Origin of the sequence: Bdellovibrio reynosensis, from assembly GCF_022814725.1 — a bacterium.
Lineage (GTDB): Bacteria > Bdellovibrionota > Bdellovibrionia > Bdellovibrionales > Bdellovibrionaceae > Bdellovibrio > Bdellovibrio reynosensis.
Genome location: NZ_CP093442.1, coordinates 2,906,746 through 2,920,418 on the forward strand (window position 1 = coordinate 2,906,746; position 13,673 = coordinate 2,920,418).

The 13,673-nt window shown below is 42.7% G+C and carries 14 protein-coding genes; 10 read left to right on the plus strand and 4 right to left on the minus strand.

Features of this window, described 5'->3' with window-relative positions; genetic code table 11:
* Positions 1 to 23: 23 nt before the first annotated feature.
* The gene (locus MNR06_RS13745) at positions 24 to 425 is read right to left on the minus strand and encodes a hypothetical protein (protein WP_243536935.1); all 402 of its coding nucleotides are present in this window, start codon (positions 423 to 425) and stop codon (positions 24 to 26) included.
* A gap of 147 nt (positions 426 to 572) precedes the next feature.
* On the opposite strand from MNR06_RS13745, the gene ung reads away from it, so the two are divergent.
* The 9 genes from ung (at position 573) to MNR06_RS13790 (ending at position 10,427) form a co-directional block, all read left to right on the plus strand.
* Positions 573 to 1,265: a uracil-DNA glycosylase gene (gene ung, locus MNR06_RS13750; protein ID WP_243536936.1), complete on the plus strand. Its 693-nt coding sequence runs from the start codon at positions 573 to 575 to the stop codon at positions 1,263 to 1,265.
* Positions 1,266 to 1,316: 51 nt separating this feature from the next.
* On the plus strand, positions 1,317 to 1,730 hold the full coding sequence (locus MNR06_RS13755; RefSeq protein WP_243536937.1) for a sll1863 family stress response protein: 414 nt from the start codon (positions 1,317 to 1,319) through the stop codon (positions 1,728 to 1,730).
* The gene (locus tag MNR06_RS13760) at positions 1,730 to 2,782 is read left to right on the plus strand and encodes a 3-dehydroquinate synthase (RefSeq protein ID WP_243536938.1); all 1,053 of its coding nucleotides are present in this window, start codon (positions 1,730 to 1,732) and stop codon (positions 2,780 to 2,782) included. Before MNR06_RS13755 ends, MNR06_RS13760 begins: the two co-directional genes overlap by 1 nt.
* On the plus strand, positions 2,775 to 3,950 hold the full coding sequence (locus MNR06_RS13765) for a 3-phosphoshikimate 1-carboxyvinyltransferase (protein WP_243536939.1): 1,176 nt from the start codon (positions 2,775 to 2,777) through the stop codon (positions 3,948 to 3,950). Before MNR06_RS13760 ends, MNR06_RS13765 begins: the two co-directional genes overlap by 8 nt.
* Positions 3,947 to 5,752, plus strand: coding sequence for a shikimate kinase (locus MNR06_RS13770; RefSeq protein WP_243536940.1), 1,806 nt, complete (start codon positions 3,947 to 3,949; stop codon positions 5,750 to 5,752). Before MNR06_RS13765 ends, MNR06_RS13770 begins: the two co-directional genes overlap by 4 nt.
* Positions 5,753 to 5,755: 3 nt before the next feature.
* Entirely contained in the window at positions 5,756 to 6,784 is a 1,029-nt protein-coding gene (aroC, locus tag MNR06_RS13775; RefSeq protein WP_243536941.1) for a chorismate synthase, read from the plus strand.
* Positions 6,785 to 6,830: 46 nt separating this feature from the next.
* Complete coding sequence (locus MNR06_RS13780; RefSeq protein WP_243536942.1) at positions 6,831 to 7,730, plus strand: 1,4-dihydroxy-2-naphthoyl-CoA synthase; 900 nt, start codon at positions 6,831 to 6,833, stop codon at positions 7,728 to 7,730.
* A 290-nt stretch (positions 7,731 to 8,020) separates the two neighbouring features.
* Positions 8,021 to 9,973, plus strand: coding sequence for a hypothetical protein (locus MNR06_RS13785; RefSeq protein ID WP_243536943.1), 1,953 nt, complete (start codon positions 8,021 to 8,023; stop codon positions 9,971 to 9,973).
* A 106-nt stretch (positions 9,974 to 10,079) separates the two neighbouring features.
* Positions 10,080 to 10,427, plus strand: a complete 348-nt coding sequence (locus tag MNR06_RS13790; protein WP_243536944.1) for a hypothetical protein — start codon at positions 10,080 to 10,082, stop codon at positions 10,425 to 10,427.
* A 45-nt stretch (positions 10,428 to 10,472) separates the two neighbouring features.
* Here the strand turns inward: MNR06_RS13790 and MNR06_RS13795 are convergent, their stop codons facing one another.
* Positions 10,473 to 11,492, minus strand: a complete 1,020-nt coding sequence (locus MNR06_RS13795; RefSeq protein WP_243536945.1) for a hypothetical protein — start codon at positions 11,490 to 11,492, stop codon at positions 10,473 to 10,475.
* Positions 11,493 to 11,908: 416 nt separating this feature from the next.
* On the opposite strand from MNR06_RS13795, the gene MNR06_RS13800 reads away from it, so the two are divergent.
* Positions 11,909 to 12,148 carry a hypothetical protein gene (locus MNR06_RS13800; RefSeq protein ID WP_243536946.1) on the plus strand — a complete coding sequence of 80 codons (240 nt, stop codon included), beginning with the start codon at positions 11,909 to 11,911 and terminating at the stop codon, positions 12,146 to 12,148.
* Here the strand turns inward: MNR06_RS13800 and ubiE are convergent.
* Together ubiE and aroF are read right to left on the minus strand one after the other, a co-directional pair.
* Positions 12,127 to 12,840, minus strand: a complete 714-nt coding sequence (gene ubiE, locus MNR06_RS13805) for a bifunctional demethylmenaquinone methyltransferase/2-methoxy-6-polyprenyl-1,4-benzoquinol methylase UbiE (RefSeq protein WP_243536947.1) — start codon at positions 12,838 to 12,840, stop codon at positions 12,127 to 12,129. The two genes, MNR06_RS13800 and ubiE, sit on opposite strands and share 22 nt — an antisense overlap.
* Complete coding sequence (aroF, locus tag MNR06_RS13810) at positions 12,830 to 13,663, minus strand: 3-deoxy-7-phosphoheptulonate synthase (protein WP_243536948.1); 834 nt, start codon at positions 13,661 to 13,663, stop codon at positions 12,830 to 12,832. Before aroF ends, ubiE begins: the two co-directional genes overlap by 11 nt.
* Between the last annotated feature and the right edge of the window lie 10 nt (positions 13,664 to 13,673).

The window sequence follows — 13,673 nt, forward strand, 5'->3', positions numbered from 1 at the left end:
CCTGTGTCAGAAGCCCCATTATCTTAATGAAGGTTATGGTGTTGCAAGTAATGATTAATTTCTATGATTCGATCTTGCTGACTGACGACGGAGTCTTGAATTTCAACAAGCTTCAGCATGAGGTTGTCTTTAGCAAGCTTTATCGCCTGGTAAATATCCTCATGAACTCCTTCGGCCTCCACAGAGGCGTCAGCTTCATTTAGAACTATCGCAATTCTAAACAGCTTCTTTAATCCCTCTTTGGTAAATTCTTTTCCTTCAGTCTCGTATTGAATCGCAAGTTTCTTAGGATCCCGGGCAACAACCGAGATAACGGTCTGTTGAGTCACAAATCCTTCGAACTCCGCGATCATTTGATAGATGTAGGATTTAACCTCTGGATTATTCTCAATAAGTTCAATGGTGGGGTTTGGAAGGTTCGTCATGGGCGTCCTCCTATTCCTCTGGTTATAGTTTAACAATGAGTCTTTAATTTGTCCGGTCAAGATATGGGACTTGTTAAAAATAATTTGAAAACTAATAGGATTGCTTTAGAATCCTGAACCTAGACCTTTGTCATGTGTCAGAATGAGATGGCTTATATTAATATTGATTCCCACTTAGATAATTCCTGGAAAAAACGTCTGCACGGTGAGTTCGCAACCGAGAAAATGCAGAAGCTAAAAACTTTTTTAGCGACGGAATATAAAGCCGGAAAAATTATTTATCCGCAAAATGATGAGTATTTTGCAGCTTTGAATTTAACTCCTTTCGACAGAGTGAAAGTGGTCGTCGTAGGACAAGATCCTTATCATGGCCCGGGACAAGCCCATGGACTTTCTTTTTCGGTGCGTGATGGAGTTCGTTTTCCCCCGTCCTTACAGAATATCTTTAAAGAACTTCGTAGTGACTTAGGAATCGAACTTCCACAAAGTGGTTCATTAGTAAAATGGGCTAAGCAAGGTGTGCTGCTGTTGAATGCGGTGCTTACTGTAGAGGATGGGAAAGCTGCGGCTCATCAAGGTAAGGGTTGGGAAGAGTTCACGGATAAAATCATTCACGCCTTAAATGAAGAGCGCGAACATGTTGTTTTCATTCTGTGGGGAGCCTACGCGCAAAAAAAGGGTTCTTTCATTGATCGGAACAGGCATTTGGTGATTGAAACTGTGCATCCTTCGCCTTTATCGGCGCACCGTGGATTTTTCGGAACAAAACCTTTTTCAAAAACCAATGATTACCTGCGCAGTCACGGGATTCAGGCCATCGACTGGGATTTAAATTCTTGAAGTGAAATCAAGCTCCGTTATAAGCTGGACTCCTTCTTAAGGAGTCCAAAAATGAAAGCATTCATCCTTTTTATTTCACTTACTTTTTCTTTTTCAGCCTTAGCTACAACTAAAGAAGAGGTCTCTGAAAAAACCAAGGCTGCAGCCATTGCAGCTGCTGATTATTCTGTTGAACAAAAAGAACAATTTCAAAAAGACATGGAAGTGAAACTTCAAGATCTGAAATCTGAAATTGCCGACTTGAAAAAATCAGCAAGCGAAAAATCGGGCAAGGTAAAAGCAGGTATGAAAGAAAAAATCGCTGCTTTAGAATCAAAACAAGACGAGATGAAAAAAGATTTAGCTAAACTTAAAAAAAGTTCTGGCAAAGCATGGACTGAGATGAAGTCTGGAATGAATGCCGCTTGGGATTCTTTATCTAAATCCTACGCTAAAGCGAAATCTGAATTTAGCGAGTCGAAATAATGAAAAGTTCGCTGGTATTTGCCCACAATTTTCCTAAAGCGAAAGATATCGGCGACGAAGTCTTAGTTATCTATGATCAGATTTTAGCAAAACGTTCTAAAGACTTTCAAAAATGGATTCAGTCTTTTCCGCTTAGCTATCCAGTCAGTGCCGGTGAAGAATTAAAATCCGTAGCAGCTTTTCCGAAGCATATTTCTAGTATCGTCAAGATTTGCGAAAATGCTTCTTCAAGAAAATTGAAGGTGCTAGCTATCGGCGGCGGCAGCGTCGGCGATTTTGCCGGTTTTGTAGCAAGCATCCTTAAACGCGGTGTTGGCTTGGTCCACATGCCCAGCACCTGGCTTGCTGCAATTGATTCAGCCCACGGGGGTAAGACCGCTTTGAATGTTGGGGGCGCTAAAAATCAGATTGGTACTTTTTATCCTGCTGAAAAAATCTTTTTAGTTAAAAAACTATTGTTAGCCCAACCGGCGGTGCGAAGTTTTGAAGGCTTTGGCGAGCTTTTAAAGATCTCAATTATTCAAGGTGGCGTTTTGTGGAAGCAGTTGTCACAGAACCGAGAGATCACTCACGACGTTCTTTGGAAGCACTTAAAGGCAGCGATTGAAGCGAAAAACAGAGTCGTACAAAAAGACCCTGAAGAAAAATCAGGGCATCGTCACCTTTTGAACTTGGGTCATACAGTAGGACATGTTTTTGAGGCGGATGGCCAGATTCCCCATGGCGTGGCCATTAACTATGGACTTTCTTTCGCGCTTCAATGGAGCCTAGAAAAGAAAATAATGTCTCAGTCAGTTTACAACAAAATGATGTCAGCTGCTGTAATGGGTTATTTGCTTTCCCCACATCGTGACCAGTTGATTTCAACCAGTCCTTCTAAAATTAAAAAATATCGAAGTCTATTGCTAAGCGATAAAAAGAAAACCCAAACGGAAACGGTTCGTTTTATTTTTGTCAAAGCCCCGGGCCAATGTGTGATCCAAGAAGTGGGCGTTGATGATATCTTAAATGAAATGTGCCGCCAGGCTGAAGAAGAAGACATCGATGGCTGATTTGCATTTTCAAGGCACCATTCCAGGTTCAAAATCGGTCTTTAATCGCGCGCTGATAGTGCAAAGTTATTTTCCAGATTTCGTTATTGAGGGTGAGTCTGAATGCGATGATGTTCGTTTCATGCGCGAAGGCCTTAAAATGATTTCCACAAAAAGCCACGTTGAATGCGGTGAAGGTGGAACAACTTTTCGGTTTATGAGCCTTCGCTTTGCCCGCGAAAAGGGGGAACACCATCTTCATGCAGAAACAAGGCTGCTACAAAGACCCCAGAAAGGTCTTTTAGATTTGATTAAGCAGTTGGGAGTTGAGGCTTATATTCAAGGCCAAGCGCTGGTAATAAACGGCGATGGTTGGCTGAAGCCAGCAAAGCCTTTGCAAGTAGATATTTCAGAATCAAGCCAATATGCCTCGGCATTAATTCTAAATGCCTGGAATCTTCCCTTTGATCTGCATTTTGATTTGGTGGGGGCTAAGGTTTCTGAATCCTATTTTCTTTTAACGATGGAAATGCTGAAAAGTTTTGGCATGCAATTCGTTAAAACTGAAAATGGATATTTAATTCCGGCAAATCAAAATTTAAAAATCAAAAACTTCCGCGTAGAATCTGATTTAAGTTCAGCCTTTACTATGGCAGCGGCAGGGGCCTTAAACGGCGAAGTTATTTTAGAAAACTTTCCGCTTAAAAGTGCGCAACCGGATCTAGTGTTTCTAGAAATCTTTAAGCAAATGAACGTGCCGCTAAAAGTAGATGGTTCAAACCTTATTATCACCCACGCTCAGGATTTAAAAAAAGCGGAAGTCAATTTAGCTGAGTCCCCAGATTTGTTCCCAGTTTTAGCAGTTCTTTGCAGCTGGGCTGATGGGGAATCCAAATTATTTGGGGCACCTCACTTGGTAAAAAAAGAATCCAACCGTATTAGTAAAATTTCAGATCTTTTTAACCTTCTTGAAATTGCACACACGGTTTTACCTGATGGCATGATCATTCAGGGCAATCCCCGCCAACTTCTTAAAAAGCGTGTGACGTTTAATCCCGATAAAGATCACCGCATGGTCATGGCAGCTACACTTATGCGTTTGAAGGGTCATGAAATTAAGATTGAAGAGCCTGAAGTTATCAACAAAAGTTTCCCAGAGTTTTGGCAGATGATAGGAATCAAACCATGATTACAGCAGTTGTTGGTCACCGCGGTACCGGTAAGTCTGAGTTGATGAAGCGTCTGCAAATCTATCTGCGCGATCAAAACGTCGATTTTGTTGATTTAGATGAAGAGATTGAAAAAAAGATTGGTAAAAGCATTGGTGATCTTTTTTTTGATCATGGCGAAGATTATTTTCGTGAATTAGAAAGACAGCTTTTTTTAGAAACCCTGCAGAAGCCACAAAAGGATATGTATTTAGTATTGGGGGCAGGATTTGATCTTTCTGTTATTCCTGAATCCGTAAGAGTTTTATGGGTAAAAAGAATCACGGATCTTGATGGACGTATTTTTTTAAATAGGCCTCGCCTAAATCCTGAGGTTTCACCGATTGAAGAATATCAAAAACGCGGTGTCATCCGTGAAGAAAAATACAAAAACCGAGCCGATGAAGTCTACCTTATGCCTGAAGGTATTTTTGAAAATCATCACCATGCGATGACTGTTGAAAAGTCCGTTCTGACCCATACGTATTTAAATGTGGGTGGAGCGATCACAGTTTTATCAGAACACATTCTTAATGAACATCGCTGGCAGTTGTTCAAAAACCGTTTTGCAAATAAAGGTATTAGTTACTTTGAACTGCGTGATGATTTATTAAGTCCTGAGCAGATCCAAAAAGCTCTAACAGAACTTCCTGGCGAAGAATTCATTTATTCTTTTCGTTTGCCGTTGGAAGGTTCCTTCCCAACTAGCACTGAAATTTTACAAAAAGCAAAATGGGTGGATTGGGCGTGGGAGCTGGGGAAACCTGACGAGCTTTTAAAACTTATCCCGGCAGAAAAAGTAATCTTATCTTTGCATGATGGCCGTCAGTTTTACGAATGGTCAGGATACGAATCTAAGATAGGTCATCTTAAGTTTGCTCCGGAAGTGAATTCTTATTCCGAATTATTGTCAGGACACCAATGGCAAAAAGAAAACGATAAAAAGCGCAGTTACCTGCCACGATCCAAAGAAGGTCGGTGGGAATGGTATCGCTTATTGCAAAAAGGCCACCAGGAAATAAATTTCTGGAGAGAAGGTGATGGCACCGCTTCAGACCAGCCTTCACTGTGGAAGTGGTTAGCTAATCCTGAACTTAAAAACAAGTTTGCAGCAGTCCTGGGTGATCCTGTTCGCCATAGCTATACGCCGGTTGAACAATCCGATTTTTTTAATCGTAAAAATGTTCCTGTTTATGCTGTTTCGATTCGCAGGGATGAATGGGATGAGGCTTTTCCGATTTTAACAAAATTGGGATTAGGCTATGCTGCAGTGACAGCTCCACATAAAGAGCATGCAGCTGAGGTCGTCACTGAAAAAAATTTGCAAGCGATAAACACATTATTTTTCGATGAAACTTCGAAAACGTGGAAGGGCACTTCCACGGATGAACAGGGGTTCTTTGAGTTGATCGAAGGTGTCGGCATGATTGCCCCGCTGCAAAAGCATATCTTTGTTTGGGGCGGTGGTGGAACTTTAGAGATGATCAAGAAAGCCATTCCACACGCGACTTATTTTTCTTCACGCAGTGGAAAGCCCCGGGATGAATCTTTTGAAGTTCCTGAAAGTCCAAAAGTACTTGTTTGGGCCGCGCCACGATCCATTGAAACTTTAATGCCTCCACTAGAATGGAAACCAGCAATGGTGTTTGATTTGAATTATAAAGAAGATTCCCCAGGCAGGGAATACGCGCAACTGTGCGCTGCTAATTACCAATCCGGTTTAACCATGTTTACCGCTCAAGCACAGGGGCAAAGAACTTTCTGGAAGAAGTGTGAGGAATAGATAATGGGTGCAAATACTTTTGGATCTCGATTCACTTTAACTAGTTTTGGTGAAAGCCATGGCACCGCTTTAGGAGTAGTGATTGATGGATGCCCTGCCGGAGTCAGCTTTGATGAAATGATTCTGACAAAGGAACTTGAACGCCGTCGTCCAGGTCATCATGGTTCAGGTCAGATCGTTTCAGGTCGTCAAGAGGCTGATCAGGCAGAAATTCTTAGCGGCATTTTTGAAGGAAAAACTTTGGGCACGCCCATTGCGATGATTGTAAGAAATCAAGATGCACGTTCACAAGATTATACTCAAATTAAACAACAATCCCGGGCAGGTCATGCTGATGATATGTGGAAGCAGAAATTTGGTCACAGTGATCATCGTGGGGGTGGTCGTTCTTCAGGTCGGGAAACTGTCAGTCGTGTGATGGCAGGTGCTGTCGCACAAATGATGCTTAAGCAGGTTTGTGCGCCCATGAAAGTCATAGGTTATGCTTCCCAGATTGGGCCTCTGACGTTGACAGCTGAAGAAAAAGCCCAGGTTATAAATAAAGATATCGATTCATTTCAGGCGCGCTTCCCCTCTAAAAATGATCAAGCAGTCGCCGATCTTTTAAAGAAGGCCCAAGAAGAGGGTGATAGTCACGGGGGTGTGGCAGAAATTCTGATCACCAATCCCCCTGCATTTTTAGGGCAGCCTGTTTTTCACAAACTTAAAAGTGATTTGGCGCAAGCTTTTCTTTCCGTGGGTGCGACGAATGGTTTTGAATTAGGCTTGGGTTTTGAGTCTTCAAGTATTAAAGGCACTGATTTTCATGGCACCCGGGAACAAAGCCAGTACGGTGGCATTCGCGGGGGAATTTCGACGGGTGAAAATATTCTTTTACGAGTTTCTTTTAAACCGACCAGCTCAATTTTAGATGTAGCAAAAAAGGGGCGTCATGATCCTTGTATTGTGACTCGCGCTATTCCGGTGCTAGAGGCCATGACGTATCTGGTGTTGGCAGATCATTACTTATGGTCTAGAACCGATAGAATCTGATTAGCACTCCGACTTCATCGGAGTAAGGCGTTAAGGGAGTGGGCACATGGTTTCTGATATTTTTAATCCTGAGTGGTGGACAGAAGTTCCTGGTTTTAAGTTTCAAGATATTACTTATCACCGCGCCAAAGATCAGGGAACTGTGCGCATCGCCTTTAACCGTCCTGAAGTACGTAATGCCTTTCGCCCACAAACAGTCGATGAACTTTACACGGCATTAGAACATGCTCGAATTTCTGCGGATGTGGGTGTCGTTTTAATTACGGGCAATGGTCCTTCACCGAAAGACGGTGGCTGGGCTTTCTGTTCTGGCGGCGATCAACGTATTCGCGGTAAAGACGGTTACAAGTACGAAGAAAAAGAAGCTCAAGGTAAAATGGACCTAGCTCGTTTAGGTCGTTTGCATATTCTAGAAGTACAGCGCTTGATTCGCTTCATGCCTAAAATCGTTGTAGCAGTTGTGCCAGGATGGGCTGTCGGTGGTGGTCATTCACTGCACGTGGTTTGTGATCTTACTTTAGCAAGTCAGGAGCACGCGATCTTTAAACAAACAGATCCAGACGTAGCAAGTTTTGATAGTGGCTACGGTTCAGCTTATCTAGCTCGCATGGTTGGACAAAAAAGAGCGCGCGAAATCTTTTTCTTAGGCAGAAATTATTCGGCTCAAGAAGCTTTCGATATGGGCATGGTGAACGCCGTGATCCCGCACAAAGATTTAGAAAAAGTAGCGCTTGAGTGGGCTTATGAAATGAATTCGAAATCTCCGACAGCAATGCGCATGTTGAAATATGGCTTCAACCTTTGTGACGATGGATTGGTAGGACAGCAGCTTTTTGCGGGCGAAGCGACTCGTTTAGCTTACGGAACCGAAGAAGCTGTAGAAGGTCGAAATTCTTTTGTTGAAAAGCGCGACAAAGATTTTTCTAAGTTTCCTTGGCATTATTAAACTAAAATAAATTGATGCAACTAAAGTCTTAATGCAGTTGTACGCATCGTGATTTCAATTATTTACGATACATTTGCGTACAACTTTGCTTTCCATAGATTTACCTAGGGTCCCTAAATGGTCTAGGAAACATGAATCCTTTTTCATTTCAAAAAACAATGTTGTTATTCTTCAGTCTCCAAACCAATAAAATTTCTTTAACAGTTCTTGCGTGATTTTCAGCGCGCTCTATCTGCCAGGGAAGTTTTTGCGAAAAACAAAAAAACTTTGTCTAACTACAAGGAGAAGTAATGACGACAAAAATGAAGCTGGTCCAAGCTATGATGGCCCTGCTAGTGGGCACGACGCTTGTTGCCTGCTCTGGCGGCGGTGGCGATTCTGCGGCATCTACAACAGATGACGATTTAACAATCTCAGGATCTTTAAGTTCCTCATTTGCAATGCATAAGATGAGTGGCGAGCTGCGCACGCACGCTATCAATCTTTCTGACTTAGAAATCTATGCCATTGCATTCACAGTTCCACCAACAATTGGACAAGCAAACGTTGGCGCTAATGGATCTTTCTCTGTTGAGTTAGAGGGCGCAAAAGGTTCGCAAATCATGGCAGTATTCCGTGACAAAACTTCTTTGGTTTCTGTCGGTACTGTTACTTTCCAAGATACTTCTAAAAAAGATATGGATGGAAATCCGCAAGAGTCTTCATCTTTGACTCTTACTGACAGTGTGAACCTAGGTTCACTTTCTATTTCTGAAGAAGGTAAAGTTGTTGTAGACGTTCAAGACATCGCATCTGTTGCTGATACAACTCCACCTGCAGCTTCTGCAGCTATGGATTTAGGTGGTAACTGGACTATCGCTAAGTACACTGGAACATTGCCTACTGGCTACTACACGGCTTGTACTCAAGGTGATAATGACTGTCACGGACCTGCTGACGGCGAAAATCTTTTCTTGATCAGACTTTCAGGTAATGAATTTACACCTGGTGTGAACTGTACTGATGGAAGCTGTACTGAATCAGAAGGTACTGTTTCATCAACTCCTGCTTACGGTCTTTCTTTCTGGTCAGACGCGGCTTCAATTGCTGCTTGCGGAAATAAAGTAGGGTTCACAGAAGACGACGCTCTTTTCCAAGGTCGTATCGCTTTGAATTTCCCTCAAGCTTATACTGATGGCACAACTTCTGGAAACTTAGGTTTCGGTGGTTTCGTATTCACGGCGCCAACTGGTTTTGGTGGCGACGACTGTGACAACAATCCTGGTCCTCAAGTTGGTAACGGTATCTGTAATGCTCATTGGATGGCGACTGGCGCAAAAGCACAGTTCTCTATGAGTGAGTGCAGCCGTATCACTATTGGTTCTAATAACGTCGGCGTTTGTACTATGGATCACGCTACATCTGCAGATGTATACTCAGCGCACGTAGAGGGTGGCGGTTGCTTCACTTCAACTGGTAAGCCTTTGATGGTTGATAACTGGGCTAATATCACTGGTAACTGCAATAGCCAAACTGCTTTAACTGGCGACATGACTGGTTTCTATTCAGGTTCATGTACTTATACTGGAGCACCAACTCAAGGTGCAGCTTCTCAGACATTCACTTGTACTTGGACTCACGGAAACTTTGATACTTTTGATGGTACAACTTTGTCTGATCCAAAAGCTCAAAACTTTAATATGAGCGGTTATACGCCTAAGTCGTTGGTAAACGCGAATGCAGATTGCAAAACAATCGAAGACGATATGACTCGTTACCGTTGTTATGCAAACGCTTACTGGCAAACTGATATCTCAGGAAATGGTTGCTACAAACGCTATCATTTTGACTGGAGCGCTACAAGCATCGCGAACTTCGTGCAAACTGAAGGCCGTGATAAACCAAAAAACAACCACATGACTGAAAAAATCATGTACACACCAGATGGTAACGGCGCAGTAGTAAGCAGCAAAGAGCACAGCTCTGTAACTGTTCGCTCTGGTTCACTTGAATCAGTTTGTGAAGTTGAAACTGGAATGGTTCTTAACTTCAAGAAGGTCACTTCTTCTCAAGTTATCGTTGATATGAAACGTTTAGCTCGTCTTGTTAATACAAGCGATCCAAACTGTATGGCAAACGCTAAAGTTCCTAAGTGTGAAGAAGATGCTAACAACGATGGACATGCTGATGGCGGTCCAAACTGTGAGCTTCACTGGCGTCTAAGTGAAAATGGTCAAAACTTCATGTTCTATTTGAACAAATAATTTAGTGTAGACTTTCTAAATTATGCAGAAGGGCCTCGCAAGAGGCCTTTTGCTTTTTGTAGACAAGATTTACCCAGTGAATTAATAATTTATTATGGAGGCGTTTATGAAATTTCTCATCGCGATTATTTCCACTTTGTTTTTTACTCAATTTGCATCAGCTCAAAATCCAAAGCTAGCCACACCACCTCAGTTGACTCCGGAACAACGTTCCCAACAACTTATGCAGCAACATAAGATGCACATGCAAAACTTCCAAATGCATGAACAGCAAATGGCAGAAGCTAAAAAAAGAGGCGAGCTTCATCATTTGCGTCAGGAACTTGAAAAAGTGAATAATGAAATCAAAACACCCAGTGTAGTGCGCGCAAAAAATTCTGAAACACTGACCAAGAAAAAAGCTGATTTAGAAAAACAGATTAGCGCTTTAGAAAAAGAACTTAAAAGGAAATAATAAAAGCGGAAGCAACTTCCGCCTTTATTCTGTTTTAAAGTATTCTTACAGACTATTCAAAGTCATGTCGTTTAAGCTATCAATCGTCCAAGTGAACGCCGTACCTACAGTAAAGTTGCTTGGGGCTACGATATTGCCGCAACCTGCGCCAAGAGCATTCGTTGAAAGATCAATACACTCACTCGCAGCTGATCCGATGGCAGTGGTGTTATCCAGTGTCCCGTCGTTATCAAACTGATAGTGAACTTTCACAAGGCCTGTTGAAGCATCGCCCTTTAGACCGAAAGCACCACCACTTACAGAAGCACCGTCTTCGTTACGGAACAAGAACAAGTCATAAACATTGTCATCTAAAGTTCTAAACTGAACAGCGGCCTTTTCATCAGAACTAGCACCATCAGCGGTCATGTAGAAATCTAGATAAGCATCTTGTTCGCTTGCATCACGCAACCAGTACATCTCGATATCGCGATCGTCTTCAGCGGAATGCAAACGGGCATAGCCCGAATTCAACCCATCGGCTTCGCAGGTAAATTCAACCTTAAGCATTGGAACAGCGTTAAAAGAAATGCTTACGGACTTCTCAAAACTGTTGCCAGCGTGGGCTCCATAATGAGCTGGAACTGTCTTAGCCGGAGTGGCAAAAGAAATCACAATCGTCTCTCCATTTTCATTAATCGTTTCCGATCCTGAAGTTGGAATAGATGCACATGTTGTGTATCCCATTTGGTAAAGACCACCGCCCAGTCCTTCTTCACTCATAAGATTTTTGATGATTCCCACCAAACCACCTTCAGGTCCATTTGGAATCACGTATTCAGCAGTGGGCCCCACCACTAAAAAGTATAAAAATCTAATAAAGTCAGCGCGTCCTGCAACCGTGCCTGTATTCATATTTGCAGGATCCAATGTTGTTGTTGCCAAAGCTTTTTGGGTTTCCAAAAGCCCGGAACGCATTTTTTGAATTCGCGTACCAACAGAATATTTCTTATAAGAATCTGATGTACGAATCGTCATTGGTAAAGAAAGCGCGAATATAAGTGTGAATTTAATCCAGTTATTCATAATCGTCCTTCCTACATACACGACGTTTCGCCGCATTGGACTTCGATTTCAGGAAGTGGGCTTCCTGCCGTAGCGGAAGATTCTTCTTCCGGCTTATCTCCGCATGCCGAAAGGAACAGCATTGCAGATACCACCATCAATAGTTTCATTTTACGCATTGAGGGACCTCCATATTTACGTACAACTAGGGACCCAATATTCTTCGGCCACCACATCGTCCCACTAGAGAGCCAAATTGAGAATCGACAAGAATGTGAATCAGTTCAAAACAAAATTTGTGTTCTATTGCACAGATATAAATGCAATTAAATCATTCCACATTTATTAGGAAATTAAGCATCGGGATTAAGTCCGTAAAAGGTAGTGTTTCAAGAATGCAAGTACCCGCATTTCTACAGCAGGAGGATGATGTAGCTATGAAAGCACTTATCTTCTTCTTATTGCTAACTTTCGCAGGTTTGGCATTCTGGGGATGCCCAACGAAGAAGTATATTCCTGACCCAACACCACCTCAACCTCAGGTGCGAAGTTCATACGATGAATTGTTGAGTTTGGAAGGTCGCGCTCCCCCTGCAGGGTCGCGCGTGATGTTCAAACGAATGCTTGCGGAAACACAAGACAAGAAGGTCGCCGTTTATTTAACAGTGCCTTTATAGATGTAAGCAATACCACCAGTTAATGTGATGTATTCGCAAGTAGAAAAAGCGCCAGTTTCTTTCATCATTTCTACGAAACCTTCTTTACACGGAAATGCTGCAGAAGATTTTTGCAAATACTCGTAGGCTTCTTTTTGGCCAGTCACAAGACCACCAATTTTAGGCAAGATATTTTGCGAATAGAAATTGTAAAGGGCACCAAAAACCGGAATGTTCACTTGGCCAAATTCAAGCACCATGACTTTGCCACCTGGCTTGGTCACGCGCGCCATTTCGCTAAGACCCTTCACAGGGTTGCCAACATTGCGGATACCAAAAGAGATGCTAGAAACATCAAAGCTGTTATCAGCATATTGCAATTGAGTGACGTCAGCTTGTTCAAACTGAATCTCTAAACCGCGAGCTTTCGCTTTACCTGGGGCTGGAATTAACATCTCAGCGCAGAAGTCAGTACCGACCACTTCGCCAGAGGCACCCACTGTTTGTTTAAATTCAATCGCTAAGTCACCAGTGCCAGTTGCGCAGTCCAAAACTTTTTGACCGTTTGAAACGCCACTGTACTTAACTAATTTTTTTCTCCAAAGGTGGTGGATACCCATCGACAAAACGTTGTTCCCTTTGTCGTAGTTTGCAGCCACTTTAGAAAACATGCTGCGGATCACTTCTGGATTCGGAGAATGTTTAGTTTGCATAAACCAGCTCCTTATGAAGAGGTTTGTCAACAGCAGTCAAAATTCTTTCAAGCTTATTCATCATAACTTTGAAGTCATTCAAAGTCAGAGCCTGCATGCCATCAGAAAGAGCTTCTGCTGGACGAGGGTGAACCTCTACGATGATACCATCAGCTCCCACAGCCGCAGCTGCGTAAGCAAGATCTGGAACCAAGGCGCGAATTCCAACAGCGTGGGAAGGATCCACAATCACCGGAAGGTGAGTGTTGCGTTTAGCGAAAGCGACAGCATTGATATCAAGCGTGTTGCGAGTCGCAGTTTCAAAAGTACGAATACCGCGTTCACATAAAATTACATTCGGGTTTCCGCCTGCAGTGATGTACTCCGCTGCTTTCACCCATTCTTCGATTAAAGCTGCGAAACCGCGCTTTAACATCACAGGTTTTTTCTGCATGCCTAATTCTTTAAGCAAAGAATAGTTATGCATGTTGCGTGAACCAACTTGGAAGCACGAAACCATGTCATAGATTTCTTCGATTTGGCGTGCATCAGTGACTTCAGAAATCAAAGTCATATTGGTTTCTTTGCAAACCGCTTTAATGAAATCAAAAGAGGAAGATCCCAAACCTTGGAACGCTTTAGAAGATGTGCGCATCTTCCAAATACCACCACGCAAGATGTGCGCGCCTGAAGCTTTTACACCTTTCGCAGTTTCCAAAAATTGATCATAGCTTTCGATGGAGCATGGCCCAGCGATCACTGTGAATTGGGGACCCCCAATATCGAACCCACCGACATTGACAATTTGGGTTGAGGGACTTGTTTGCATAGTTTGCATTTCCATAATACGACTT